Source organism: Henriciella pelagia (genome assembly GCF_002088945.1).
GTDB lineage: Bacteria > Pseudomonadota > Alphaproteobacteria > Caulobacterales > Hyphomonadaceae > Henriciella > Henriciella pelagia.
In genome coordinates, this window is record NZ_NCSU01000007.1 from 983,506 (window position 1) to 1,009,739 (window position 26,234).

The window sequence follows — 26,234 nt, forward strand, 5'->3', positions numbered from 1 at the left end:
CTCCGGGAGGACATGTTGCGGACCGCATGAAGCATGGATGGGTGCAATTCGCAAAATCCTTGTGCCGTTGCGGTCGCAATCGGGTGATTTCGGCCTTATAGGTGTGAATATATGAAACGGCTGTGGCATTGGCCAATCGATCCTCTGGCAAGAACGGTGCGTCTCGTACTGGGCGAAAAGGGCTGCGCCATGCAGGAATGCATTTCGGTGCCCTGGTCGCTGCCGGACGAACTTATCGCAATGGCACCGGGCGCGATTGCGCCTGCGCTTGTCGACACGTCTGCGGAGGTCAAGACGACCGCCATCGGGACGCATGCCATCTGCGAGTACCTGGAAAAGGCGCACCCCAATCCGAGGCTGCTTCCCTTCGTGGCGAATGAATGCGCCGAAGCACGCCGCCTGTGGCGCTGGAGCGAGGACAGCTTTGCCGAGGTCAATGCGACGCTGCTGACCGAACGGGTCAATCAGTGGGTGCGTCGCTCAAGCGACACCGACACCGCGTCCCTGCGGGCCGGTGTGCACGCCCTGAAAAGCAAGATGACCTTCCTGAACGGTCTTGCCGAGACGCGCGCCTACATGGCTGGCCGCGCCCTGACGATGGCGGACCTTTCCATTGCAGCGCACCTGTCGGCCTATGACTATTTCGGGGATGTGCCCTGGGACGTAACGCCAGACCTCAAGGCCTGGTATTCCAGGATCAAGTCGCGTCCGAGTTTCCGTCCCCTGCTGAATGACAAGGTGGATGGCACGCGGCCGGCGAAACACTATGCCGACCTGGATTTCTAGATGCCGGACACGCCCGCGAGCCTTGAAACGCAGCTGAAGGAGGCTGCGGGCGCGCTCGGATTTTCAGACTGCAGGATATGCCGCGCCGATGAGGCGTGGCCGGCGGGCGACCGGCTGGAACATTTCGTTGCCGAAGGCCGGCATGGCGAGATGGCGTGGATGGAGACGACGCTGCACCGCCGCAAGGCACCGACCGCAATGTGGCCGGATGCGAAGTCTGCCATCATGCTGGCCGTGAATTACGGTCCGGACACTGATCCGCTGTCGCAGCTCGATCTCAAGGCGCACGGCAATATTTCGGTCTATGCGCGTGGCGGCGACTATCATGACCTTATCAAGAAGCGACTGAAACAGCTGGCGCGAAGTTTTGCCCAGATGAGCGGGGCAGAGGTGAAGGTATTTGTCGATACCGCGCCGCTGATGGAAAAGCCGCTGGCGGAGAAGGCAGGGCTCGGCTGGCAGGGCAAGCATACAAACCTTGTCAGTCGTGAGCTCGGCAGCTGGTTCTTTCTTGGCGCGATCCTGACGACGGCCGACCTACAGCCTGACGCGGCGGAGCAGGATCATTGCGGCTCGTGCCGGGCCTGTCTGGACATCTGCCCGACCGATGCCTTTCCCGCGCCCTACCAGCTCGATGCGCGCCGCTGCATCTCATATCTGACCATCGAGCATGCCGGGCCGATCCCTGTGGAGTTTCGCCGTCCGATGGGCAACCGCATCTATGGCTGTGATGACTGTCTGGCGGTATGCCCGTGGAACAAGTTCGCCAGCCATTCAACAGAGCAGAAGCTCTGGGCGCGGGCGGAACTGAAGCTGCCTGAGCTCGCTGATCTTGCTGCGCTGGATGATGCTGCGTTTCGCGAAGTATTTTCCGGCTCTCCCATCAAGCGGACCGGACGGAACCGGATGATGCGCAACACCCTTATTGCGATAGGCAATAGCGGGGACGCCGGACTGGTCGAAGGGTCGGTCCTGCCCCATCTTGATGATCCTGATCCGGTCGTTCGCGGCGCCGCTGTCTGGGCGCTGTCCTGCCTTGATAAGGCCCGGTTCGAGGTGGAAAGACAGGCCCGCGAAGCCAGCGAAGCTGATGAAGGGGTGAGGGACGAATGGGTCCGGACGCCGTAACCGATACGAGATATGAAGAGAGCCGCTCGAAAGTGCAGCCGCTGCGGTTCGTGCTGCGCTGGGTGTGGCGGCTTATAAAGATCGCCCTGCTCATTTTCGTGCTGGCGCATGTCTATGCCATCTCGCTGAAATGGGTGCCTGTGCCGGGCTCGATCACGATGATGGAGCGGACACTGGGGGGGCATGAGTTTCGCCGGATCATCATGCCGCTCGATCGCATCTCTCCGCATCTCGTGACAGCGGTGATCGCCGCAGAAGATGCGCGCTTCTGCCAGCATGATGGGATCGACTTCGAAGCCGTTCAGAAGGCTGTCGAAGAACGCGAGCGGGGCGGCCGGCTGCGCGGTGCATCGACGATCACCCAGCAGACCTCGAAGAATGTCTTTTTCTGGAATGGCGGCGGCTATGTCCGCAAGGGCGGCGAAGCGTGGTTCGCGCTGTTCATTGATGGCATGTGGGGCAAGCGCCGCGTGATGGAAAACTATCTCAACACGATTGAGTGGGGCGATGGCATTTTCGGCGCTGAAGCCGCGTCGCGTATCCGGTTTGGCAAGCGTGCTGCCGATCTGACGGAACGGGAAGCTGCGCTTCTGGCGGCGGTTCTGCCCAATCCTCACAAATGGCGGGTCGATCCGCCGGGGCCGTATGTCAGTGGGCGGGCAGGTACGCTTCAGGCGCGCATGCGCGTGGTTGCCAATGAAGGTCTCGATGACTGCGTGCTCGAGCCTGAAAAGTGGAAGGCGCGCCAGCAGCCCTAGCCGCATTCCGGGGCGGCGCTATTGGCGCTGAGACTGCCGGTCATGCTGCCCGCGCCTTGCAGGTAGGGATTGTCGGTCGGCACGAAGACGTCATTGATCACGCCATCATTCGGGGGACAGCCTTCGGCAAGGAGACGCGCGAGCGCGAGATCCTGCTGCGGCACCTCAAAGTCAGCCCATGCCTTCGGCTTCATGTCTGGCTCTTCGGCGAATGCGGGCTTGGTGACCGGCAGGATTGCGTCTTCAACGTCCGGACAGTCGACGGGGCGGTCTGCGCCAAGCCGGTTGCAGCGAAACGCCTGCAGGGCTGTGATGGCCTGCTCAGCTGGCTGACGCAGTGCGGGTGTCGTCTCTTCCGCGTCGGTGTCAGCACCAGCCTGAGGCAAGACGGCGTCAGCGGTTTCTCCCGGAGCGGCGAGAATGGGTGACTGAAGGGTCGGCCGGTCGGTTTCGGACGGTTCTGGCTGCGGAGATGGCGGTGCAGGGCGTTCAGGCGCCGGCGCCACGGTCTGCGGCGGAGGGGCAGGTTCTGGCTCTGGTTCTGGTTCGGGCTCCTGCCGCTCCGGCAATTCGACGAGCGTGATCGGCACAATCACCGCCAGCTCGTTTCGGCCGGCATGGCCGGACATCAGGCCAAGCAATCCCAGGAGCGGGAGGTTCACTCCGAAAATCGAAACGAGCAGGGGCCAGCTCTGGCGCAGGCGCGCGTGGGCGCCCGTTGCCGGGGCGGGCTTATCCGCCTGCAAGCCTCTTTGCTTCCCTGATGTCTCCACGAAGGACCAGGGTTTCAATATTCTTGCCATCGATCAGCATCGCACGGTTGAGGTCAGCTTCGGCATTGTCGAAATTCTCCAGCTGCAGCCATGTGCGGCTGCGAAGCTGGAGGGCTGTGACGTCGTTGGGCTTCTGCTCCAGCGCGAAATCAAGGTCTTCAATCGCCGCGTCCCATCTCTCGAGCATCAGGTTGGCAGATGCACGGTCGATACGGACGTCAGCGTCGTCGCCGGAAATCTTCACGGCATTGTCGAGTGTGACGAGGGCAGCTTCGGGGTAGCCAGCCGTCAGCCAGGCATTGCCCGCCTGGGCCAAGTAGATGGCCCGGTCTGCAAGTGCGCCCGCATCTGGTGCGTTTGCAAGCTCCTCAAGCCGGGCGGCACCTTCCTTGTAATTGCCCATGGCGATGATCGCGAGGGCATTGCAGTAGCGCGCGGCCGGTCGTCCGCCTTCGCCGAGCCAGGCGAGGCTTTCCTCGAAGGCCGCTTCGGCATCCTGATCGATGAGCTCAATACATTTATTGAGGCGTAGCTGTTCGGCGCCCTGGATATCGGAAACGGCTGACTGGCTCATGGGCAAGATACCAAGCGCGACGGCAAGCAGGCTCATCCTTTAAAAACCCCTCGGAAACTCTACACATTGAAGCGGTACAGAGAGGTTGTGACACACGCAAATGACAGATCAGTCACGCAAACTGCTTTTGATCGGCCCTGGCTATTCGGCGCGGGCGCTGGCGGACCTCTGCCAACGCGAAGGCGGCTGGCAGGTCTTCGGCACGGCGCGCAGCGAGGAAAAGGCCGCTAGGCTGAAAGAAGATGGCATCTCGCCAGTGCTGACAAGTGATACGGCGGGACTGCGCGCAGCCGGGCAGGACAGCCATTGGGTCATCTCAACACCGCCCGGCGACAAGGGCTGTCCGGGCTTTGATCTTGTGGGCGGTCAGGCGGCAGGCGCGGCGAGCATCACTTATCTTTCGACAACTGGCGTCTATGGGGATCTGGAGGGCGGCTGGGCATTTGAATGGTTACCGGTCAATCCCGGCTCGAAGCGGGGTGAACGCCGCGTCCTTGCCGAACGCCAGTGGCTCGGCGCGCGCGCCGATACGAGGCTAATACGCCTGCCCGGCATTTATGGGCCGGGACGTTCGCAGCTGGACAAGGTGCGCGAAGGCAAGCAGGAGCAGGTCGTCAAGCAGGGACAGGTCTTCTCGCGCATCCATGTCGAGGATCTGGCCTCAGGCCTGAAGGCGCTGATTGACCGGCCGCATCTTTCCGGTCCGTTCAACCTCTGTGACGACGAGCCGGCCCCGCCGCAGGATGTGATGGTTTTTGCGGCAGAGCTCATCGGCGCGGCGGTCCCTGTCTTCGTTGATCTGGAAACCGCCGATGTCAGCGAAATGGCGAAAAGCTTCTATGCCGAATGCAAACGCGTTCCGAATGCAAGGCTCAAGGCCGCGACGGGGTGGCGCCCAGCCCATCCGACCTATCGCGAAGGGCTGAGCGCGATCTTCAGGGCTGAGAATAACTGATATCTGGCTTCACGTGGCGGTGATCTGATTGACGCCGAGGTGACGCCTCTTACCTCTGTGTGCAAAGAAACGGCAAAACAGCAAGATTGGACCTGACAATGAGTGACCCGACATATACCCCGCCAAAAGTCTGGACCTGGGACAAGGAAAGCGGGGGCCGCTTTGCCAATATCAACCGACCGATTGCCGGGCCGACGCATGACAAGGATCTTCCGGTCGGCAAGCATCCGCTGCAGCTTTATTCGCTGGGTACGCCGAACGGTGTGAAAGTCACCATCATGCTGGAGGAGCTTCTGGCGGCCGGTCATTCAGGCGCTGAATATGATGCCTGGCTGATCAATATCGGCGAAGGCGACCAGTTCAGCTCTGGCTATGTCGAGCTCAATCCGAACTCCAAGATCCCGGTCATGGCCGACCACACGACCGATCCGGTGATACGCGTTTTCGAGAGCGGGTCCATCCTCGTCTACCTCGCCAACAAGTTTGGCGCGTTCCTGCCGGAAGACCACCACAAGCGGACCGAGGCGATGAACTGGCTGTTCTGGCAGATGGGGTCGGCGCCCTATCTCGGCGGCGGTTTCGGCCACTTCTATGCCTATGCGCCAGAGAAATATGAGTATCCGATCAATCGCTTCGCCATGGAAGTGAAGCGCCAGATGGATGTGCTCGACCGCAACCTGGCGGAGCGTGAATATATGGCGGGCGACGAGTATTCCATCGCCGACATGGCGATCTGGCCGTGGTATGGCGCGATGGCCAAGGGCATCATCTACGACGCCGGAGAGTTCCTGCAGGTGCACGAATACAAGAACGTCATCCGCTGGACCGATCAGGTCGGCCAGCGCGAGGCGGTGAAGCGTGGCCGGATGGTGAACCGGACATTCGGCGACCCGAGCTCACAACTCCGCGAACGCCATGACGCCAGCGACTTCGATATGAAGACGCAGGATAAGGTGGAAGCGGCGGAGTAACGCTCCTTATCGGCGCGGCTCGATCAAATCCCAGAGATTGCCGAAGGCATCGCGGAAAACGGCGACCTTCCCGTACGGTTCGGTGCGAGGAGACTCCTCGAACGTTACGCCTGCGGCGGTCATCCGCGCATGGTCGCGGTCAAAGTCATCGGTCTCAAGAAAGAAGCCAACGCGGCCTCCAGTCTGATGGCCGATTGCAGCGCACTCTTTCTCATTTTTCGGTTGGGCCAGGAGGATCGCCGTTTCTGCGCCGGGCGGGGCGACGCGAACCCATCTCTTGCTCTCATTCAATCGTGTGTCTTCGAGCAGAGCGAAGCCCAGCGCGCTGGTAAAATAATCGATCGCCTCGTCATAGTCCGGAACGATGATCGTCAAAGCGGCAAGCCGGGGCATGAGTCTAAGCCGCCTCACCCTCAACCGCGAACGGGTCGTAATTGAGGATCGGGGCGAGCCAGCGTTCGGCGGTGCGCTGATCCCAGCCCTTGCGCGCGGCATAGTCGGCGACCTGGTCGCGTTCGATGCGGCCGACGGCGAAATAGACGCTTTCGGGATGCGCAAAGTAGAGGCCTGAGACCGATGGCGCCGGGCTCATCGCGAAACTTGACGTGAGCGAGACGCCGATTTCTTTCTCGGCATCGAGCAGTTTGAAGATGGTCTCTTTTTCGGTGTGGTCAGGCTGGGCCGGATAGCCGGGGGCGGGGCGGATGCCGCGATACTTTTCCTTGATCAGCGCCTCATTGTCGAAGGCTTCATCTGCGGCGTATCCCCAGAGTTCCTTGCGCACTTTTTCGTGCATGTATTCGGCCATGGCTTCGGCGAAGCGGTCCGCCAGCGCCTGGACCATGATGGCGGAATAATCATCGCCCTTCTCCTTGAAGTCCTTCGCGATCGCGTCTGCTTCGGGACCGGACGTGACGCAGAACGCGCCGATATGGTCGCCGCTGGCGGCAACAAAATCCGACAGGGCGAAGTTCGGGCGTTGATTGGTCTTCACCATTTGCTGGCGGAGCGTGTGCAGCGTGTCGCCGGTTGCGAGCCTGATATCGTCGCCATTCCTTGCCGCTTCCCAGAAGCCGATGACGGCCTTTGGCTTGAACCAGGCTTCGCCGACGAGACGCTGCATCATGGTCTGTGTGTCGCGCCAGAGGTCAGAGGCGGCTTCGCCAATGATCTCGTCTTCGAGGATTTGCGGATAGCGACCGGCAAGGTCCCAGCTTGAGAAGTAAGGCGTCCAGTCAATGTAGCGGGCGAGGTGTGCGAGATCGAAATCGGTAAAGGTGCGCGTGCCAGTGAAGGTCGGGGCAGGGGCTGAGGCCTCGTTGGCGGTGAAGTCTTTCTGGCGGGCCTCCTCGATGGGCAGGCGCGGTGTTGGCGGCCCGCCTGATCGGCTCTCGCGGATACGGTCATATCGTGCTTTTGTCGCGCCCCAGAGCGTTTCGCGGTCGTCCGTGTTCATCAGCGCCGAGACAACACCGACGGCGCGGCTCGCATCGCTGACATGGATGACCGGCGCGGTCTTCATGGCCGGCTCGATCTTGACCGCCGTGTGGACGGGCGAGGTGGTCGCGCCGCCAATCAGGAGCGGCATGTTGATGCCCTGACGCTGCATTTCTGCGGCAACGAACACCATCTCGTCGAGGCTTGGCGTGATCAGGCCGGAAAGACCGATCATGTCGACATTTTCCTTGATGGCCGTTTCGAGGATTGTCTCGGCGGGGACCATGACGCCGAGGTCGACGATGTCATAGCCGTTACAGCCGAGCACGACGCCGACAATGTTCTTGCCGATATCGTGAACGTCGCCTTTCACCGTGGCGAGCAGCACCTTGCCGTTCGACTGGTCGACCGTGCCTAGCTCTTCCTTCTCCTTCTCCATGAAGGGGGTGAGGTGTGCGACGGCGGCTTTCATGACGCGGGCGGATTTGACCACCTGCGGCAGGAACATCTTGCCTGCGCCGAAGAGGTCGCCGACGACATTCATGCCGTCCATGAGCGGGCCTTCAATGACGTGCAACGGGCGTTCCACCGACAGACGTGCTTCTTCCGTGTCCTCGACGATGAATTCCGTGATGCCGTGGACAAGAGCGTGTTCGAGGCGCTTGCCGACGGGCAGCTCGCGCCATTTGGTGTCCTTCTCCTGCGTCTTGCCCTTCTGGCCGCGATACTGTTCGGCAATGTCGACAAGGCGTTCGGTGGCGTCAGGGCGGCGGTTGAGGATGACGTCCTCGACGCGGGTGCGCAGCTCCGGGTCGATATCGTCATAGATGTCGAGCTGGCCGGCATTGACGATGGCCATGTCGAGACCTGCCGGGATGGCGTGGTACAGGAAGACCGAGTGCATGGCTCGGCGGACAGCCTCATTGCCGCGGAAGCTGAACGAGACGTTGGAGAGCCCGCCGGAGACGTGGCAGCCGGGCAGGTTCTCGCGGATGCGCTTCGTCGCCTCGATGAAGTCGACGGCGTAATTGTTGTGCTCGTCGATCCCGGTCGCGACGGCGAATATGTTCGGGTCGAAGATAATATCCTCGGCCGGGAAGCCGACTTTTTCGGTCAACAGCTTGTAGGCGCGCTCACAGATCTCGTATTTGCGGTCTGCCGTGTCTGCCTGGCCGACCTCGTCGAAGGCCATCACGACCGTTGCCGCGCCGTAGGAGAGGACTTTCCGCGCCTGCTCGAGGAATTGCGCTTCGCCTTCCTTGAGCGAGATGGAGTTGACGACGGCCTTGCCCTGCACGCATTTCAGGCCGGCTTCGATAACCTCCCATTTGGAGCTGTCGACCATGACCGGCACGCGGGCAATATCTGGCTCAGCGGCAATAAGGTTGAGGAAGGTCGTCATCGCCTCGGCGCCGTCGAGCATGCCTTCATCCATGTTCACATCGATGATCTGCGCGCCATTCTCGACTTGCTGGCGTGCGACCTCGACAGCGGCGGGATAATCGCCCGCCTTGATGAGGTTCCGGAATCTGGCTGAGCCGGTGACGTTGGTGCGTTCACCGATATTGATGAAGTTCTGGGAGGCGTTGGAGGTCATATTAGCTTTCTAGTCCAGCTGATCGTCTGAGGTATTGCCAATCTTTCGCAAGAAGGCGGCGCTCCTTGTCGATCAGGGAGTGAGAAATTCGGAAGTCAGGTTTAGGGCGCAATTTTCGTAAATAGGATGACGCTTTGCTACACATTCTGAAGACTTGGGATTGCTTCAGTGTGAACACATCTCCTGCCGCTTTTCGCACGGCAAAATGTTGGTTGAGGCGGGCCTGCAAGGCAACAACTGCGCTCCTGTCGGCCTCCTGCAGTGTCGGGTCGAGTACCGCAGTCATGACCGGGTCGAAAATCCGAACGTGCGCACGCCAGTCGCGGTTGTAGATGCCTTGGGCCTCAGACTGCTCGATCACCGTCATAAGGCGAACAGAGGGCAAGATATTGGTCTCAATAGTCATTTGAACATCGGCTGGATTCATCGGTAAGGCGAAACGTATCGGGATTAGACGCTGCGGGTCATGCCCGGCAAGCCGTCGATGCTCTCCGCATTCGACTCGAAGAACTTTTCATCGACGGCGTCGCCGTGCTTTTCGTAGGCGTGGTCCCAGGTGCGCTTGAGCTGGTCGCGTTCGCCCTTGAAGTCGTAGAAGGGTACGCCCCAGCCGCAGCTGTCGGAGACGCGGTCGAGTTTCACCGTCACGATGGCGCGGGCCTTCTCGAAAGCGGGGAAAAGCTTCAGGAGTTCCGGAAAGCGTGGATCGTCGAACTGCACCGCTTCGCCCTTTCCATAGAGGCGCACGATGTTCGCAGGCCCTTCAAAGGCGCAGAACATGATGGTGATCCGTCCGTTTTCCTTCAGATGGGCCATTGTTTCGATGCCGGAGCCGCCAAGGTCCAGCCAGGCCACAGTTTCCTCATCGATGACGACCAGGCTGTCATAGCCCTTGGGGCTGACATTGACGTGACCGTCATCGGATCGCGGCGCGGTCGCCACGAAGAACATTTTCTGTGCCTTGATGAAATCGATCAGCTTGTCGGTCAGTTTATTGTAGGTCTTGCCCATTCGTCTTCTCCTCAAAGCGCCGTTTTCATCGCGACCCAGATGGCCACCCCGACCAGCAGCGCGGCGAATATACGGCCGAGTGCACGGCGTCGTTCCGGCTGCTGGATAAATCCTGCGGCCGACCCCGCGCCGACCACGATGGCAAAATGCACCAGGGTTGCGATGCTGACATAGAGCAACGTCAAAAAAAGATTTGTCCGGATGCCGAAATCGTCCTGCGGAACGAAGGACGGTAGCACGGTCATATAGAACAGGAAGGCTTTCGGGTTGAGCACATTGACCACAACCCCGCGCCAGAAGCTCTCGATCAGCAGGCCGCGATCATGGCCGGAAACCTCATCGATTTCACTGTCGCGCCAGGTGTCCCATGCAAGCCAGAGAAGATAGGCAACGCCGGTCCAGCGAATGATCTCATAGGCCGCCCGGTTCTCGGCCACCAGGGCAGACACGCCCAGAAGGGCGAGAATGCCAATGATCAGCAAGCCGAGCGCCACGCCGGCAATCGTTGCCACACCGACAAGGCGGCCATGTTGAGCGCTGAGCAAGGCGACGTAGAACATGTTCGGTCCAGGCGTAAGTTCGATGGCGAGGCTTGCGACCAGAAACGGCACAAGCTCGGCGAAGGTCATGCTGCTTCGAAGGATTCAAGGCCGGCGAGGCGCATGCGGGTGCGGGGCTCTGCGGGCTGGCGCGGCTTCAGGCCTTCGACCGACTTCGCAATGGCCGCAATATGGTCTGGCGTGGTGCCACAGCAGCCACCGAGAATATTGACGATTCCGTCTTTCGCCCAGCCGTTCAGCGCCCCGGACGTCTGGCCCGGCGTCTCGTCATACTCACCCATCTCATTTGGCAGGCCGGCATTTGGATAGGCGGCGACCAGCGTGTTGGCGAGGCGCGAAAGCTCTGCAATGTGCGGGCGCATCAGATTCGCACCAAGCGCGCAATTGAGGCCAATGGCAAAAGGCTTGGCGTGGCGCACCGAGTTCCAGAACGCCTCGACGGTCTGGCCGGACAGTGTGCGGCCTGACCGGTCCGTAATCGTGCCGGAAATCCAGATCGGCAGCTTTTCCATGCCTTCGGCTTCAAGATCGAGGATCGCCTTGATGCAGGCCTTGCAGTTGAGCGTGTCGGTGATCGTCTCAATGAGATAGAGATCAACACCGCCTTCATTCAGGGCCTGCACCTGCTGGCGATAGGCTTGGTAAACCTCATCAAAGGTGACGGAGCGCGCGCCCGGATCGTTCACGTCGGCCGACATGGACAGCATCTTGTTGAGCGGGCCTATGGACCCTGCAAGAAAGCGCGGCTTGTCCGGTGTCTTCGCCGTCCAGGCATTGGCGGCTTCGCGTCCGATACGCGCGCCTTCCAGATTGAGCTGGCGGACGGTCTCTACGTCGAGCTTGTAGTCATCCTGCGCGATGGTGGTGGCGGAGAAGGTGTTTGTCTCGGAGATGTCGGCGCCGGCTTCGTAATAGGCGTCATGAAGTTCGCGCACGATGTCCGGACGCGTCAGACAGAGGATGTCATTATTGCCCTTCTGTTCACCCGGAAGGCTGTATCTGTCTGACTGGAAGTCATCTTCCGTCAGCCCCTTGCGCTGGAACATGGCGCCCCAGGAGCCGTCAAAGATCAGGATGCGGTCTTTTGCAGCGGCCTTGAGGGCGGCGATGCGGGTCTGGCGGTCGGTCATTCTGGCAGCTCCATGCTTCCATTCTCGCGAAGCGGTGAAAAGGGATTGTGGGCGACTTCCCAGAGGTGGCCATCCGGATCTGCGAAATAGCCGGAATAGCCGCCCCAGAAAACCTTTTCAGCGGCTTTCACGAGTGTCGCGCCTGCTTCGATAGCACGCTCAATTGCGGCGTCGACAGACGCGGTATCGGGCTGGTTCCAGGCGAGAGAGAAGCTGTTGAAGCCTGTGCCACCGGCCGGAACGCCAGCATCGAGCGCCAGGCTTTCGCGTCCGAACAGGCCAAAGGCGAGGCCGCCCATGTCAAAGAAGGCAACCTCTTCCTGCGAGGCTGAGGAGCGTTTCAGGCCGAGCCTTTCATAGAAGGCCGCCGAAGCCTGAACATCATCCACCCCCAGTGTGACAAGGGTGATGTGGATCGGATTGTCGGTCATCAGGCTGCCTCCGCCTTGGCCGGTTTCAGGCCGAGCAGGTGGCAGGTCGACAAGGCAAGATTGGCGCGGTTGAGCGTGTAGAAGTGGAATTGCGTCACGCCGCCATCTGCGAGCTTGTGACAGAGCTCTGCGGCAACGTTGGCGGTGATCAGGTCGCGCGTATCGGCATCATCATCGAGGCCCTCATAGAGCTGGTGCAGCCAGTCCGGCAGGGTGGCCTGGCAGAGGCCAGCGATTTTCCTGAGGCCGTTGAAGTTCGGCTGAAGCATGATGCCGGGGACAATAGGCATCGTGATCCCGGCCGAGCGGGCGCGGTCCAGGAATTCGAAATAGATCTGCGGCTCGAAGAAGAACTGCGTGATGGCGCGGTCGGCACCGGCGTCCTGCTTGGCTTTCAGGTGGGCAAGATCGAAGTCCCAGCCGCGGCTGTCAGGATGGGGCTCGGGATAACAGGCCACCGACACTTCGAATACCTTGCCGAGGTCCGGCCGGTGAGCGCGAAGGTTCTCGATAAGCTCGATGACGGTCCTGAAGCCGCCGGGAGTCTCGACCCATTCTTCGCCCATGCCATTCGGGGAATCGCCGCGCAGTGCCACGATGTGGCGCACGCCCGCTTCCCAATAGTCTTCCGCCGTCTGCAGTACTTCTTCCCGGGTCGCGCTGACGCAGGTGAGGTGTGCGGCCGGCACGAGCGTTGTCTGGCTGGCAATCCGCGCAACTGTTGCCTGCGTGCGCTCACGCGTGGACCCTCCGGCGCCATAGGTAACGGAGACAAAATCCGGCTGCATCGGTTCGAGCCGGCGCACGCACTCCCAGAGTCGCTCGTCCATCGTCTCATTCTTTGGCGGGAAGAATTCGAACGAGACGCGCGGTCGTTTGCTCGACTGGCGGGCGGCTATGGACAGATCGCTCATGCGGCGACCTCCTTCTTGTCTACTGGCTTGGTCGCCGACCAGATCTGGACGGCAATCCCACGTTCAAGTTGTTTCGGTGGCTCGAAGCGCACCGGCTGGCTGAGGACGAGGCCGGCCCGTTCGGCCCAGCTCTCCATATTGTCATTGCGAATCCCAAGTCGGCGATGGCCGAACTCCTCGCGCATGAATTCGTGATCATGCTGGGCGAAATCAACGATGATGAGTCGGCCGCCGGGCATGAGGATGCGGCTGGCTTCGGCCAGGAGGCGTTCGGGATCTTCCAGGTAATGCAGCACCTGATGCACGATGACGATGTCGGCGCTGGCAGTGTCGAAAGGCGTTGCGGTCGCATCGCCCTGCCGTAGCCTCGCATGGCTGACGCCGGCTTCCGACAGCTTCGCGCGGGCGAGCTGCAACATCTGGTGGGACAGGTCGAGCCCTTCGACATCGCGGGCCCGGTCCCCCAGAAGGGCGAGCATCCTGCCGGTGCCGGTGCCGAGATCGACAATGCGGTTGAACGGGCCGGGGCCGGCCATTTTCAGGATGGCGGCCTCGATCAGGTCGTCGGGATAGTGCATGGCGCGCAGCCGGTCCCAGTCCGGCGCGATCGAGCTGAAGAAATCGTCGGCCGATGACCGGCGCGCGTCGCGAACCGAATCCAGCCTTGCCCCGTCCTTGGGAAAATCGCCCTGTTCCAGGTCGATCTGTTCGAACAGGCTTTCGATCAGTGTTCTGGCCCAGCCTGAGGCGGGCAGGCGGTAGAAGACCCAGGCACCTTCAGGCTGGCGTTCGGTGAGCCCAGCTGCTGTAAGGGTTTTCAGATGGTGTGAGAGACGCGGCTGGCTCTGCCCGAGGACGGCCACGAGTTCGCCGACAGCGAGTTCACCATGGCGCAGCAAGGCCAGGATGCGCAGCCTGGTCGGCTCACCCGCGGCCCTCAATGCATCAACAATCTTGTCCGAACTCGTACCCATATAATCATATAAACATTCATTTATATGATATGCAAGGCGTTCGTCACCGAAGTGTTGCCCTGAATCCACTTGGTATCCGAATGAGTTTTATTCACCCGAAAGTAAGTTGAAAGCGGTCTGCTGCTTGCACATATCGAGCGGCTAGAAACGGAACAAAAAATGAAGCTTGCAGCTACGGCCGCGCTTGCGGCGCTCACATTGACGGCATGCGCGACCCCTGGTGAGGGCAGCAAGTCCGCTTCCGGCGTGTACGACCCGCTGGAAGGATGGAACCGCAATGTCTTCGCTTTTAATGAGGTCGTCGACAAGGCGGCAATCGAGCCCGTCGCGCGGGCCTACCGGGTCGCAACCCCTGGCCTGTTCCGCGATGGCGTCCATAATTTCCTGACCAATCTGCGCCAACCGGTCGTTTTCACCAATACTGTGCTGCAGGGCAACATCGATGCGTCCGGCGAAACCGTTGGCCGTTTCCTGATCAACTCGACGCTTGGCGTGGCGGGCATCTTTGATGTGGCCAGCAGCATGGGCGTGGCGAAACACCAGGAAGATTTCGGTCAGACGCTGGGTGTGTGGGGCGTGCAGGAAGGCCCCTTCCTGATGCTGCCCCTCCTTGGGCCGAGCAATCTTCGCGACGCTGTCGGCATGGGCGCTGACAGCGCCTTTGATCCACTCACATGGATTGAATTTTCGGGCGATCCAGACCTCGATGACGACATTGCTGTTGGCAGGACGATTGCCGGCGCGATCTCTACGCGCGAGCGCCTGATCGAGACGATCGAGACGCTGCGTGAACAGCCGGAACCATATATTGCGCTGCGCCGGAACTATACGCAGCAGCGTCGAGCCGCGATCAGAAATGGCGAAATTGAGGACGATCCTTACAAAGATTTGCCCGATTTCGATGCTTTTGGTTCGTTCGACGAAGAGGATTCAGAGCAGAATACTGAGCAGGAATAGGATCAATGAAACTTCGGAATGTTTTGATATCCACAGCCGCCCTCGTGGCTGTCGCCGCACCGGCACTGGCCGATGCGAAGACAGAAAGCTTTGTCAAGCAGAATGCCAATGAAGTGCTCAACTCGCTGAACAATCCAAATCTCAGCCAGCGTGAGCGTACCGAGCTTTTCAGCGGTTACATGGAACAGTTCGCGGATTTCGACGCTGTGTCAAAATTCGTGATCGGGAAATATGCGCGCCGGTTTACGCCGGAAGAACTTCAGGCCTATCAGCAGGCTTTCCGCACCTATGCGCTGGCTGTGTATGAAAATGAGCTTGATGCCTATCGCGGCAATGAAGTGGTGATTGAAGGCTCGACGGATCGCACAGCAAATGACTCGATCGTCGATACGAGCATTGCCCGCGCTGACGGCAAGACGATGGATGTTCGCTGGCGTGTGCTGAACCGTGGTGGCAAGTACCAGGTGGTCGATGTCGCGCTGGATATAGATGGCAATCTGATCTGGCTGGCCATCGAACAGCAGGCGCAGTTCCTGGCTCTGCTGGACCGCACGAACGGGTCTGCAGATGCGCTGATCGACAAGATTTCCAGCATGACCGACAAGCTGAAGTCTACCCGCCGCGGATAAATGGTGCCCAACGCAACCTAATCAGGACCCCCGGCAACCAGGCTTGCCGGGGTTTTTTCTGGTCGCAACACATATAAAACCGGCCCCACCAAATCTGGCGGGGCCGGCGGGACGCAGTGAGCGTCCTGTCCTCAAGGAACGGAACCTGGATTAGTATTCGGTTTCCATCTCTTCGTCTTCAGTATCGATACCGAGATCCGCATCAAGCTCACTCTCGCTATCGTAGAGATCGTTTGACGTCTCGACTTCGACGTCCTGCTCATACTTGAAGATCGGCATCATCTGGAGATCGTCATAGGACGCGTCGATGATGATCGAGCCACCGTCGCCCTGCTCGATATTGATCTTGCTATAGGCGATCTGACGCTCGTCACCCATCATGTCGCCCACAATGGCATAGCTTGCCTTGCCGGCGTCGTTCAGGATGATGTCGTTGATACGGATGGACTCATCCGAATTTATGAATTCGGCGCTGGTGCCGATGATTTCGGAAGCCAGACGATAGTCGTTCAGGCCATCCTGCTCGAATTCGGCAACCTGCTCCATGGCTTCATCCGTCATGGCGACAGTGAAACGGGGCTCATTGTCGGCATCGACCGTAAATTGCAGCTGGTCATAAGGCAGGGCGCCTTTCTCACCAACGAGGTCATTGAGTTCGCCAGCCTTGAACACGATAGACTTGACCGTGCCGTCGGAGGCGAGGAGGAAGTCGTCAACGACAGCGACTTTCTCGCCGTCAGAGCCGATCACTTCGGCGCCGATAAGTTCGTCGGCGCTCATCTGAGCTGAGGTCAGATAGACCGTCTCGGCCTCGACCATATCGGCATCAGTATCTGTTTCGGCCATCAGGACTTCATCGTCCATCGTGGTCTCGTCCGCGAGTTCGGCCGTTCGCGTTTCATTGTACGAGGTCTCGCCATACTCGGTGCTCTCGCTTTGCGAACAGGCGGCAGCACCGAGGATCAGCGCAGACGCGGCGGCAGTCATCATGAGATTCTTCATGTCAGTGTCTCCTTCTGGATTGGTGACTGTAAAACGGACGAGGCGAACGCGTGTTCCGTTTCGAGAGGTCACACTGCCTTACAAAATCGTCACCTGAGCCGGCGGAAATTGTCACTCCCGGGCCACTTGCTCCGATGGGCATGACGATCCATGGTGCAGAAAATTCGAGCCATTACAGGAACTGACCGATGAAAACGCGTGCCGCTGTCGCCTTCGAAGCCAAGACACCGCTAGAGATTGTGGAGCTTGACCTGGAGGGGCCGAAAGCGGGTGAAGTGCTGGTCGAAATCATGGCGACAGGCATCTGCCACACTGATGCCTACACGTTGGACGGGCTGGATTCAGAAGGGCTGTTCCCAAGCGTCCTTGGCCATGAGGGCGCAGGCATTGTGCGCGAGGTTGGTGCGGGCGTGACAAGCGTGAAGCCGGGCGACCATGTCATTCCGCTCTACACGCCGGAATGCCGCCAGTGCAAAAGCTGCCTGTCGGGCAAGACCAATCTGTGCACCGCGATCCGCGCGACGCAGGGCAAGGGCGTGATGCCGGATGGCACTTCGCGTTTCTCTTACAAGGGCCAGACCATCTACCACTATATGGGCTGCTCGACCTTTTCGAACTTTACCGTTTTGCCGGAGATCGCGGTCGCGAAGATCCGTACCGACGCGCCTTTCGACAAGGCCTGCTATGTCGGCTGCGGCGTGACGACGGGCGTCGGCGCGGTGGTCAATACGGCGAAGGTGCAGGTGGGCGACAATGTTGTCGTCTTCGGGCTGGGCGGGATTGGTCTCAATGTCATCCAGGGCGCGAAGATGGCCGGCGCGGACATGATTGTTGGCGTAGACATCAACAATTCAAAGAAAGAGTGGGGCGAGAAGTTCGGGATGACGCATTTCGTCAATCCGAAGGAGACGAAGGATGTCGTCGCCCACCTCGTGGAACTCACCGATGGCGGGGCGGATTATTCCTTCGACTGTACCGGCAATACGGATGTGATGCGGCAGGCGCTCGAATGCTGCCATCGCGGCTGGGGCACATCGGTGATCATCGGCGTGGCGGAAGCCGGGAAAGAGATCGCGACGCGGCCTTTCCAGTTGGTCACCGGCCGCAACTGGCGCGGCACGGCCTTTGGCGGCGCCAAGGGCCGCACCGACGTGCCAAAGATCGTCGACTGGTACATGAACGGCAAGATCCAGATCGACCCGATGATCACGCACGTCATGAAGCTCGACAAAATCAATGATGCGTTCGATCTGATGCATGCGGGCGAGAGCATCCGGAGTGTGGTGGTTTATTGATCCGTTCAACTACCACTCTGTTTTTGGCCGCAGGGCTGGTCGCGTGTTTGAGTGATCGTGCGCCTATGCGTTCTGAAAGGGAGTTTTGTGACGTGTTCGAGAGCTGGGTCGATACCGGTCCTCGAGGACCTGACCTGTCGCGCCAGATTACGTTTTTCAGGCCGAAAAGAGAGGAAAATCCGACGGTCGTGGTCCTTACCTCACTCGGCATTGACGGCGGGTGTGGTGAAGGAGACTGCTTGGACATTGCCGATGACGCGCTCGTCGATGCGGCATTCACAATGGCACACGGTTACCGAATCGACGATTATTTTGGCCTCGGGGCGTACTGCATCGGAAGATCACCGCCGGATTTCGATTTTACGGAAACCACCGGTCCGGTCAGCGTGGAAAGCAGGTTCGCGGGTGCTCAAGTATCGGTTACTTGGCAGAAAGCGGATTGTCCGGAGGCAGCCGATTTGTTCGAAGGATGTACCACACTGGACGTGACCTACTAACCAACCGAAAATGTATTTTGACCCACGATTTTCTCTGGCATCCCGCCCGACACTGATGCAGTTTGGCGCCGTCTGACAGGGAGGAATTCCAGACATGTACAGTCACATGATGGTCGGCTCGAACGATCTAGAAAAATCGAAGCAATTCTACGACGCGCTGTTTGGCGCGGTGGGCGGCAAGCCGGGGATCACCGACCCCAAGGGGCGCCTCATTTACATGCACAATGGCGGGTTGTTCCTCGTTACCAAGCCGATTGATGGCCAGCCGGCGACCCACGCCAATGGCGGAACGATCGGCTTTGCGATGGAATCGCCAGAACAGGCCGATGCCTGGCACAAGGCCGGTGCGGCGGCTGGCGGCAAGGAAATCGAGGATCCGCCAGGCTGGCGCGAGAACAATGGCATGAAGCTCTATCTCGCCTATCTGCGTGACCCGGATGGCAACAAGATTTGCGGCATGTGCCGCGGCTAGGCCGTCAGGCCAACACGAGCTGGCTGTTTTCTCGCTTGAGGCGGGGATAATCGAGCGTTGAGAGATCCGCCCCGCCGATGGCTTCAAGCAGGCTGTCGGCGCGGGCGCGGGTCTCCTCATCCATGCCGTGATAGACGTCGAGCGCGCCCTGCAGCCGCCAGAGCGGGAAGCTGCGCGCCGCTGCCTTTGTCCGGCAGCCTTCAATCTCGATCATGATTTCGCCGAGGCCGCGCGGCACGCGCTGTCCGATCTCTGCCTTTGCCGCCCATTCGCGAAACTGGATGGTAGTAGCGAGGAGGGCAGGCAGCTGTTCGCGCATCTGCCGCTTCAGGATCGGGATGAGAGTGTCGTGAACAGTGTCTTCGTGCGGCACGGTCTCGTCGCCGCGTTCGCCGCCTTCAACGCGCTCAACCCAGTCGGCGACGCGTGGCGCGACGCGTTTCATGAGCTCGCCGGATTTCGGGTCCCGGTAGAGGTGCGCGTAGAGCGGGCCGAAGAGGGCGAAGTCAGCCAGCGTGGTGCGATGGCCGAGAATGAAGGGGTGGGTGTCCAGATGAGCGGAAAACTCGTCGAGGAAAGCTTCGTAGCTTTTTTCGATGCCGGGAATGGTGGTCTCATTGACACCCAGCACAGGCAACGCGCCCTTGAAGCGGGCCCCGTTCTTCTTTCCGACCTCGTATTGTTCTTCCGGCGAAAGCTGCGGTGCCGATAGCGCGCCAAATTCCGCATAGGCCCAGTCTTCATTATACGACCAGCGATAGTGCATGGCCGGGATGACCAGCCACTCATCGCCGTAGAGGTGCAGCAATTCGCTGACAAAGCGCAGCAGCGGCGTTTCCGGCCAGACCGATGGTTCACGGCCTTCAGTCGCCTCGATGTGGGAAATGATGTCGCCGGTATCCTGGATGATCTGGCCATCCGGGGTTTTCACGACCGGAATGACGGGCCAGCCGACATTTGGAAGGATGATGTCGCGGTAGACCTCCTGCGTGGCCAGCTGTTCAGTAAATTGAACGCCGCGCCATCTGAGATAGGCACGTGCCTTGCCCGTGTAGTAGCTGACTTCGGCACCGAAGAGAGTGTAAGCAGTCATGACGTTGGGAACCCTTTGCTTCATCCCTATGTTCCAATCTCGACATTCGAAAGGAAAATCATGGCCGACTTCAAACATTTCTCCATCGTCGCAAGCGGCGACCTTGTTGAGGGCCACGAAGTGCCGGACGCTGAAGCTGGTCCAAAGGTCGTTTCGATGAAGGTCTGGGCGAGCGATGTCGAGCAGGCTGTCGATGTATATTGCGAGGTCGGCAACCGCATCGGTTTCAAGATCGACCAGAATGTCGAGGTTCACCGCACGCCGGCCCAGCAGCCCAAAGGCGATGACCCGACCGCCTATGATGTGCGCGTGCGCCACTGCACCGCCGAGAACCAGGCAGCGACGGTGAAGCAGGAATCGGAAATCCTGCGCGGCGAGCAATAGGTCTCTTGTCGGCCGATTTTCACGTCACCCCGACGTATCGGGGAACCGGCAGGCAGACGATCACGTTCCTGCCGGACGCATGAAAGAATATCGGTGTTCCTGATATTCTTTCTGGCATGATGGTGAGTTTCGCGGGCGCTAGCTGGCTCGGGGCATTCTGGAAATGGCTTCGCGCTGTGTTAGGTACGGCGTAGCCACCCCAACACAGATGCGAGGTTATTATCTTGGAGACAGTTTCGGAATGGACAAGCTTTGGCGGGGATCTCAGCGTCCACGACCATGAAAGCGAAACCCTGGGCTGCACCATGCGGTTTGCTGTCTTCGATCCCCCGCAGACCTCGGACGACCCCGTTCCGGTACTCTATTACCTGTCCGGCCTCACCTGTACCTGGGCGAATGTCATGGAGAAGGGCGGCCTGCAGAGAAAGGCAGCTGAACTCGGCGTGATGATCGTCGCGCCCGATACGAGCCCGCGCGGCAAGAGTGTGGCCGATGATGAGGCCTATGATCTCGGACAGGGTGCAGGCTTTTACCTGACCGCAACTCAGGACCCATGGGCCAGCCACTACAGGATGGACCAGTATGTGATGGAGGAGCTGCCTTCCATCATCCGGTCCAATTTCGCCGCCGACATGAAACGCCAATCCATCTTCGGACATTCCATGGGCGGGCATGGCGCGCTGACGCTGGCGCTGCGCAATCCGGGCCATTTCCGCAGCGTGTCGGCTTTCTCCCCCATTGTGGCACCGAGCCAGGTGCCATGGGGCCAGAAGGCGTTCAAGGCCTATCTCGGCGACGATGAGGCCGCGTGGAAGGCTCATGATGCCTGTGAGCTGGTAAAGACGACGCAGCTCGACACGACCATCCTCATCGATCAGGGAGAGGACGACCAGTTCCTTGATGAGCAGCTGAAGCCACGCCTGTTCGAGGAAGCCTGCCGTGAAGCGGGCCAGAGCCTCGCGATCCGGATGCGACCGGGCTATGACCACTCCTACTACTTCATCTCGACCTTCATGGACGACCACATCATGCACCATGCCAAGGCGCTGTATGGGTGAGGGCTGACAGACCTTGTGCCAGCGCCCTTCGTGGTTCGACTTCGCTCACCATGAAGGGCGGGTGCACCGTAGGCTTCATGGTCAGAAAAGTCGCACAACGAAGCCGTATTGTGACCGGTTTCGGCTATTCTGCCGGTTGCTCGATGACACCGTTTGCGCGTTCAGCCCTGGTGGCAGGGCGCGATAGCAGCCAGCCGGCGACAAGCGGGATGACGATGCCTGGCAGGCCTTCATAGATGCCGCCATGCCATTCCAGGACGTAGCGCCAGAAGAGCGCGATGGCGACGCCGCCTACCATCAGGCCGATCGCGACCATCTCGCTGACGCGGCGACCGAGCGCATAGAGCGTCAGCAGGGGAGCGAAGGCGACGGCAAGCGTCGACCAGGCGAGGATGACAAGCGTGAACACGCTCTGGCTGCCAGCCAGGGCAATGCCGAGCGCGCCAAGCGTGACGGCAGCGGTCGCGCCCTTGAGCAGGTAGGGGTGTTCCAGCCTTTCCGGCGTGAGGTCGTGCGTAATCGCCGCCGAGCATGAGAGGACCACCGAGTCCGCGGTCGACATGGTCGCTGCGAAGATGCCTGCGAGAATGAGGCCGACGAACACGTCCGGCAGGAGCTGTAGCGCCATGCGGGGCAGGGCGAGTTCGGTGTCGCCGAGTTCGGGCAGGAAGAGGCGCGACAGCAGGCCAAGCCCGGCAGCGAGAATGTAGAAGAGAACGAAAAAGCTGTAATACCAGAAGCGCGTGCGCTGCATGTTCTTCTCATCATCCAGCGCCATGAAGCGCACCATGATGTGCGGCTGGCCGACGACCGAGAAACCGGCAAAGAGCCAGCCCAGCACAAAAAAGACGATGGCAAGCCCGCCCGTGCCGACGAGTTCGCCCTGTTCCGGCCAGAGATTCATGTAGCGGCCATCGTCGAGCGGCATCATTGACGCGAAGGCGCCGCCAATACCGCCCTTGTCGGCGAAGGCAACGACGCAGAGGATGATAAGGGCAACCAGCATCGAGATCGACTGGACGGCGTCTGTCCAGATCGAGGCGCGGATGCCGCCGGCAATGGAATAAGCGATGATCATACCGGCGACAGCAATGGCGCCCAGGCGTGGATCGATGTCGAGGACACCTTCCAGCGCCTTGCCGCCTGCCGATATCTGTGCGGCAGCGTATGCGCCCAGGAACAGCACCATCACAACGGCGGCAATGCGCCGCCAGGTCGCGAAGTCATCACCATGCCAGCGTGACAGGACCGCGGCAAAGGATGCTTCTTCGGTCACGCCGGTCGCCTTGCGCAGCTTTCGGTGAATGAAGGTTGAGCCGAGATAGTCGCCAACGATCCAGCCGAACATCAGCCAGATGGCCGAAAGACCCGTGGCATAGGCGTATCCGATCACGCCAATGAAAAGATAGCCGGAATTGTTGGTGGCAACGGCCGACAACCCCGTCAGCCAGGGCGAGACGCTCTGGCCGGCGAGGTAATAATCGGTTCGTTCTCCTGTCGCCTTCCGGGCCGATGCGAGGCCGACAATCAGGAAGATGGCGAGGATGACGAGAAAGCTTGCAATGATCATGAGCCGGACGCCTTAAGCGGCTTCGCGTGGCTTGGGTGCGTCCACTGCCGATTCAACGTGGCCTTCGACAAGCGCCCGGTGGAGGACTTTCACCGCCTCGTCATAGTCTTCCTCGGCGACAATGGCCTGGAGGTCGACATTGCGGGTGAGGTGGTGCAGGCCAAGCAGGCGAATGTTTGCGTCGAACAGGGCCTTGGTGGCGCGGGCCGTCAGCCCGTCCAGTTCAAGGTTGGAGCCGATGACCGACACCATTGCAACCTTGCGGATGGAGACTTCGGCATTCGGGAATTGTTCTTCCAGATCCTCAGCCGCCTTTTTCAGGGCGTCGCGCGAACAGTTCACATAGTGGGTGATCGTGTTGGCGTTTGAGTTCTTGGTCACGATCCAGATATTGTGGCGCGTCAGGGCTTTCAGCGCTTCGGCGTCATAGCCTTTCACGCCGACCATGTCCTGCTCGAAGAGTTCGAAGCAATAAAGGCTTGGAATGCCTGTGACGATCTCTGCGCGCGGCTCTTCGGGACGGAAGCCGTCGGTGATGATCGTGCCGGCATCATTCGGGTCAAACGTGTTCTTTACGCGAAGCGGAACGCCAGCCTGACGCAGGCCCTTGGCGGCTTTTGGGTGGACCGCTTCCATGCCCATATTGGAGAGCTGGTCGGCGACATCGTAATTGGTCTCGCCGATCTTGCGCACCTTGTCATCGCCAACCAGTTTCGGGTCGGCGCTGGAAAGGTGAAACTCCTTGTGGATGATGGCTTCCTTCGCGCCCGTCAGCGCGCCGATGCGCGAGAAGGTCACTTCTGTGTAGCCTCGGTCGTATAGCTTCACCATGCCTTCCAGACACCCTGCATAGCCGGTGACGATCGGAAGTTCCGTTGAAAAGTCGATGCTCTCGAGCGCACCGCTGATGCGCTCGTCAAGCGTGCGCTTTTCGTCGTCGCGCCAGCCCGTGAGGTCGACGAAGACGGCATTGATGTCGCGCTGGCGAAGCAGCAGTGTGGTGTTGTGTGCGGAATGGGCTTCGCCCAGCGCCGCGAGCATTTCGCGAACCGTCAGAAGGTGCTCGTCGAGACGGAACTGTCCGTATGAGCAGAGGCGGTGAAGGTCGATCAGGCAGTTGCGGACGCCTTCGACGCGCTCCAGCACGAAATTGTCGGCAATCTTGCGATCTGAATGGTCTCCGAAGACTTCGGCATTCTTCTCGCGCATCGCCTGCGACAGCTCGGTCAGGGCCTCGCTCCACTGCCACTTGTTTTCGGCGCTGGCAAAAAGCGCGTAGACGCCGGGCTTGCCGGACTTCTTGTGCTCCAGCAGCAGGTTGGTCATGCCGGCATAGGCCGAGACCACGAAAATGCGGTTGTAGAGCGCATCGCCCTCGCGCCCATTGATGAGGACGTTGTCGAGGATAACGGGCGTGTTTGCGATTGACGTGCCGCCAATCTTTTCAACGGTGTGTGACATGAAATGTCTCTTCTGTTGGTTGCGTGTGGATGCCGGCCCACCCCTGTCGGGCGGGCGGCGTCCCACAGAAGCCAGGCTGGACCTAGCCTGCGGTCTCGAGGTCTGAGGGTGCGGCGTAGGAGCCGTCTGCCTGGTGGACCTCATGGCCGGTTACTGGCGGATTGAAGCAGCAGGCCATGTGCAGCTCTTCCTCCGCGCGCAGGATGTGCTTGTCGTGAAGGTTCAGTGCGTAGACAACGCCGGGCTTGATCTCATGCGTCTCGCCCGTGGCAATGTCGGTGATCGAGCCCTTGCCCTTCATGCAGTATACACTCTCGAAGTGGTTCTTGTAGTGAAAGGTATGCTCAGAGCCGGCTTCGAGCACAGTGATGTGGAAGCTGAAGCCCATGCCGTCATCTGCGAGCAGCAGGCGGTAGGACGTCCACTGCGCGTCGGAGACTGCGCGGTCTGTGCCTTTGATTTCGTTCAGGTCGCGTACAATCATGGTGTTACTCCGCTGCAATCTTGGCGCTGGACGTTGCTTCCTCGGCGGCTTCCCGCAGGATGCCGAGGCCCTTCTGGAAGGTATCGACGGGGGTCGTGAGCGGCGCGAGGACCTTCACGACTTCGTCATTGGCGCCCGATGTTTCGATGATCAGGCCTTTCTCGAAGGCCCGGCTGCAAATGTCCGAGGCCAGGTCGCCGGTGCCGACGTCGACGCCCTGCATCATGCCGCGGCCCTTCAGCTTTGCGCCCGGGATCAGGTTCGCGATCTTCTTCAAGCCTTCCGTCAGGATTTCCGATTTTTCGCGGACCTCCTTCTGGAAGCTGTCATCGCTCCAGAATTTTTCGAGCGCGACGCGCGCCGTCACGAAGGCGTGGTTGTTGCCGCGGAACGTGCCATTGTGCTCGGCTGGCTTCCAGATGTCGTGCTCCTTCTTGAGAAGGACACAGGCAAAGGGAAGACCCATACCCGAAAGCGATTTGGCCTGGGTGATGATGTCAGGCTGGATACCGGCAATCTCAAAGCCGAAATAGTCGCCCGAGCGGCCACAGCCGGCCTGGATGTCATCGACGATGAGCAGCGCACCATGCTTTTTGGCGAGGCGGGCAATGCCCTGCATCCACTCTTTCGAAGCAGCGTTGAGGCCGCCTTCGCCCTGAATGGGCTCGAAGATGAACGCGGCAGGCGCGTCGAGGCCGGAAGACGAGTTCTCAAGCATCATCTCGATCTGGTCGAGCGTGTCGACATCGTCGCCGAAAGCGCCGGCATAAGGAAGGTGGGTGGTGCCGTGCAGGCCGCTGCCACCCAGGCCAGCGCCTGCACGTTTGCCAGCATTACCGGTCAGCGCGAGGGCGCCGAGCGTCATGCCGTGGAAGCCGTTGGTGAAGGCGACAACATTGCTGCGACCGGTGACCTTGCGGGCCAGCTTTACAGCCGCCTCGACGGCGTTCGTGCCGGTCGGGCCGGTCATCATGATCTTGTAGTCCTTCATGCCACGCGGCGTGAGGATGTGCTTTTCGAACGCTGCGAGCCAGTCGGCCTTCGCGTCGGTGTACATGTCGAGGCCGTGGGCCACGCCGTCGCGCGTGATGTGCTCGATCAGGGCGGCTTTCATGTCCGGGTCGTTGTGGCCGTAATTCAGCGTCGAACAGCCGGCAAGAAAGTCGATATAGGTCTTGCCGGATGCGTCGGTCATTTCCGAGCCGGAGGCCTTGACGAAGAGAGTGTCGAAGTTGCGGCAATAGCTGCGGACCTTCGATTCCCGTCGTTCGAAAATGTTGTCTTGGATGTCGGTGATATCTGTGAACGCCATACGTTCGGCTCCTGTGTGGTC

General features: G+C 60.2%; 29 protein-coding genes. 12 read left to right on the forward strand and 17 right to left on the reverse strand.

Annotated elements, in window-relative coordinates; translation table 11 throughout:
- The first annotated feature begins 111 nt into the window (after positions 1–111).
- Genes B8746_RS07545 through mtgA form a run of 3 tightly spaced genes read left to right on the forward strand, consistent with a single transcriptional unit; the run spans position 112 to position 2,672 of the window.
- Positions 112–786, forward strand: a complete 675-nt coding sequence (locus B8746_RS07545) for a glutathione S-transferase family protein (RefSeq protein ID WP_084393007.1) — start codon at positions 112–114, stop codon at positions 784–786.
- A complete protein-coding gene (gene queG, locus B8746_RS07550) occupies positions 787–1,914 on the forward strand; it encodes a tRNA epoxyqueuosine(34) reductase QueG (protein WP_084393008.1) in 1,128 nt (375 codons plus the stop codon).
- Positions 1,896–2,672, forward strand: coding sequence for a monofunctional biosynthetic peptidoglycan transglycosylase (mtgA, locus tag B8746_RS07555; RefSeq protein ID WP_084393009.1), 777 nt, complete (start codon positions 1,896–1,898; stop codon positions 2,670–2,672). The genes queG and mtgA overlap by 19 nt, the downstream gene beginning before the upstream one ends.
- Here mtgA and B8746_RS17240 read toward each other — a convergent pair.
- The gene (locus B8746_RS17240) at positions 2,669–3,334 is read right to left on the reverse strand and encodes a hypothetical protein (RefSeq protein ID WP_198943710.1); all 666 of its coding nucleotides are present in this window, start codon (positions 3,332–3,334) and stop codon (positions 2,669–2,671) included. The genes mtgA and B8746_RS17240 overlap by 4 nt on opposite strands.
- A 70-nt stretch (positions 3,335–3,404) precedes the next feature.
- Entirely contained in the window at positions 3,405–4,055 is a 651-nt protein-coding gene (locus tag B8746_RS07565; RefSeq protein ID WP_084393011.1) for a tetratricopeptide repeat protein, read from the reverse strand.
- 64 nt (positions 4,056–4,119) lie between these two features.
- On the opposite strand from B8746_RS07565, the gene B8746_RS07570 reads away from it, so the two are divergent.
- Together B8746_RS07570 and yghU are read left to right on the forward strand one after the other, a co-directional pair.
- Positions 4,120–4,974, forward strand: a complete 855-nt coding sequence (locus B8746_RS07570) for a Rossmann-fold NAD(P)-binding domain-containing protein (RefSeq protein ID WP_084393012.1) — start codon at positions 4,120–4,122, stop codon at positions 4,972–4,974.
- Between the two features lie 98 nt (positions 4,975–5,072).
- Entirely contained in the window at positions 5,073–5,945 is an 873-nt protein-coding gene (gene yghU, locus B8746_RS07575) for a glutathione-dependent disulfide-bond oxidoreductase (protein ID WP_084393171.1), read from the forward strand.
- Positions 5,946–5,951: 6 nt separating this feature from the next.
- On the opposite strand, the gene B8746_RS07580 is transcribed toward yghU, so the two are convergent.
- From B8746_RS07580 to B8746_RS07620, 9 genes are read right to left on the reverse strand one after another with little or no spacing between them, the layout of a single operon-like run.
- A complete protein-coding gene (locus B8746_RS07580; protein ID WP_084393013.1) occupies positions 5,952–6,338 on the reverse strand; it encodes a VOC family protein in 387 nt (128 codons plus the stop codon).
- A gap of 4 nt (positions 6,339–6,342) precedes the next feature.
- The gene (gene metH / locus B8746_RS07585) at positions 6,343–8,979 is read right to left on the reverse strand and encodes a methionine synthase (protein ID WP_084393014.1); all 2,637 of its coding nucleotides are present in this window, start codon (positions 8,977–8,979) and stop codon (positions 6,343–6,345) included.
- A 1-nt stretch (position 8,980) separates the two neighbouring features.
- Complete coding sequence (locus tag B8746_RS07590; RefSeq protein WP_143434550.1) at positions 8,981–9,385, reverse strand: hypothetical protein; 405 nt, start codon at positions 9,383–9,385, stop codon at positions 8,981–8,983.
- Positions 9,386–9,429: 44 nt separating this feature from the next.
- Positions 9,430–9,990 (reverse strand): pyridoxamine 5'-phosphate oxidase family protein, encoded by a 561-nt coding sequence (locus tag B8746_RS07595; RefSeq protein ID WP_084393016.1) that lies wholly within the window; start codon positions 9,988–9,990, stop codon positions 9,430–9,432.
- Between the two features lie 11 nt (positions 9,991–10,001).
- Positions 10,002–10,619: a LysE family translocator gene (locus tag B8746_RS07600; protein ID WP_084393017.1), complete on the reverse strand. Its 618-nt coding sequence runs from the start codon at positions 10,617–10,619 to the stop codon at positions 10,002–10,004.
- A complete protein-coding gene (locus B8746_RS07605) occupies positions 10,616–11,680 on the reverse strand; it encodes a homocysteine S-methyltransferase family protein (RefSeq protein ID WP_084393018.1) in 1,065 nt (354 codons plus the stop codon). The genes B8746_RS07600 and B8746_RS07605 overlap by 4 nt, the downstream gene beginning before the upstream one ends.
- Positions 11,677–12,111 carry a VOC family protein gene (locus B8746_RS07610; RefSeq protein WP_084393019.1) on the reverse strand — a complete coding sequence of 145 codons (435 nt, stop codon included), beginning with the start codon at positions 12,109–12,111 and terminating at the stop codon, positions 11,677–11,679. The genes B8746_RS07605 and B8746_RS07610 overlap by 4 nt, the downstream gene beginning before the upstream one ends.
- Positions 12,111–13,025, reverse strand: a complete 915-nt coding sequence (gene metF, locus B8746_RS07615; protein ID WP_084393020.1) for a methylenetetrahydrofolate reductase [NAD(P)H] — start codon at positions 13,023–13,025, stop codon at positions 12,111–12,113. The genes B8746_RS07610 and metF overlap by 1 nt, the downstream gene beginning before the upstream one ends.
- Entirely contained in the window at positions 13,022–13,999 is a 978-nt protein-coding gene (locus B8746_RS07620) for an ArsR/SmtB family transcription factor (protein ID WP_084393021.1), read from the reverse strand. The genes metF and B8746_RS07620 overlap by 4 nt, the downstream gene beginning before the upstream one ends.
- A gap of 159 nt (positions 14,000–14,158) precedes the next feature.
- Here B8746_RS07620 and B8746_RS07625 point away from each other — a divergent pair, with 159 nt between their 5' ends.
- Both B8746_RS07625 and B8746_RS07630 read left to right on the forward strand, forming a co-directional pair.
- Positions 14,159–14,956, forward strand: coding sequence for an MlaA family lipoprotein (locus B8746_RS07625; RefSeq protein ID WP_084393022.1), 798 nt, complete (start codon positions 14,159–14,161; stop codon positions 14,954–14,956).
- Positions 14,957–14,961: 5 nt separating this feature from the next.
- The gene (locus B8746_RS07630; protein ID WP_084393023.1) at positions 14,962–15,585 is read left to right on the forward strand and encodes an MlaC/ttg2D family ABC transporter substrate-binding protein; all 624 of its coding nucleotides are present in this window, start codon (positions 14,962–14,964) and stop codon (positions 15,583–15,585) included.
- A gap of 150 nt (positions 15,586–15,735) precedes the next feature.
- Here the strand turns inward: B8746_RS07630 and B8746_RS07635 are convergent, their stop codons facing one another.
- Positions 15,736–16,587 (reverse strand): PRC-barrel domain-containing protein, encoded by an 852-nt coding sequence (locus B8746_RS07635; RefSeq protein ID WP_084393024.1) that lies wholly within the window; start codon positions 16,585–16,587, stop codon positions 15,736–15,738.
- Positions 16,588–16,775: 188 nt separating this feature from the next.
- Between B8746_RS07635 and B8746_RS07640 the strand changes: the two genes are divergently transcribed.
- The 3 genes from B8746_RS07640 to B8746_RS07650 all read left to right on the forward strand — a co-directional run bounded on the left by B8746_RS07640 (position 16,776) and on the right by B8746_RS07650 (position 18,851).
- Positions 16,776–17,882, forward strand: coding sequence for an S-(hydroxymethyl)glutathione dehydrogenase/class III alcohol dehydrogenase (locus B8746_RS07640; protein WP_084393025.1), 1,107 nt, complete (start codon positions 16,776–16,778; stop codon positions 17,880–17,882).
- Positions 17,879–18,379: a hypothetical protein gene (locus tag B8746_RS07645; protein ID WP_158084563.1), complete on the forward strand. Its 501-nt coding sequence runs from the start codon at positions 17,879–17,881 to the stop codon at positions 18,377–18,379. The genes B8746_RS07640 and B8746_RS07645 overlap by 4 nt, the downstream gene beginning before the upstream one ends.
- Positions 18,380–18,473: 94 nt before the next feature.
- On the forward strand, positions 18,474–18,851 hold the full coding sequence (locus tag B8746_RS07650; RefSeq protein ID WP_084393027.1) for a VOC family protein: 378 nt from the start codon (positions 18,474–18,476) through the stop codon (positions 18,849–18,851).
- A gap of 4 nt (positions 18,852–18,855) precedes the next feature.
- On the opposite strand, the gene B8746_RS07655 is transcribed toward B8746_RS07650, so the two are convergent.
- Positions 18,856–19,944 (reverse strand): glutathione S-transferase family protein, encoded by a 1,089-nt coding sequence (locus B8746_RS07655; protein ID WP_084393028.1) that lies wholly within the window; start codon positions 19,942–19,944, stop codon positions 18,856–18,858.
- A 60-nt stretch (positions 19,945–20,004) separates the two neighbouring features.
- Between B8746_RS07655 and B8746_RS07660 the strand changes: the two genes are divergently transcribed.
- The gene (locus tag B8746_RS07660; RefSeq protein WP_084393029.1) at positions 20,005–20,328 is read left to right on the forward strand and encodes a hypothetical protein; all 324 of its coding nucleotides are present in this window, start codon (positions 20,005–20,007) and stop codon (positions 20,326–20,328) included.
- 224 nt (positions 20,329–20,552) lie between these two features.
- Complete coding sequence (gene fghA / locus B8746_RS07665; protein ID WP_084393030.1) at positions 20,553–21,386, forward strand: S-formylglutathione hydrolase; 834 nt, start codon at positions 20,553–20,555, stop codon at positions 21,384–21,386.
- 124 nt (positions 21,387–21,510) lie between these two features.
- Here fghA and B8746_RS07670 read toward each other — a convergent pair whose 3' ends face one another.
- From B8746_RS07670 to ectB, 4 genes are all read right to left on the reverse strand, one after another.
- On the reverse strand, positions 21,511–22,956 hold the full coding sequence (locus tag B8746_RS07670) for a sodium/proline symporter (protein WP_084393031.1): 1,446 nt from the start codon (positions 22,954–22,956) through the stop codon (positions 21,511–21,513).
- A gap of 12 nt (positions 22,957–22,968) precedes the next feature.
- Complete coding sequence (locus B8746_RS07675; protein ID WP_084393032.1) at positions 22,969–24,417, reverse strand: aspartate kinase; 1,449 nt, start codon at positions 24,415–24,417, stop codon at positions 22,969–22,971.
- Positions 24,418–24,499: 82 nt separating this feature from the next.
- Positions 24,500–24,901 (reverse strand): ectoine synthase, encoded by a 402-nt coding sequence (locus B8746_RS07680; protein ID WP_084393033.1) that lies wholly within the window; start codon positions 24,899–24,901, stop codon positions 24,500–24,502.
- Positions 24,902–24,905: 4 nt separating this feature from the next.
- Positions 24,906–26,213, reverse strand: coding sequence for a diaminobutyrate--2-oxoglutarate transaminase (gene ectB, locus B8746_RS07685; protein ID WP_084393034.1), 1,308 nt, complete (start codon positions 26,211–26,213; stop codon positions 24,906–24,908).
- Positions 26,214–26,234 lie beyond the last annotated feature (21 nt).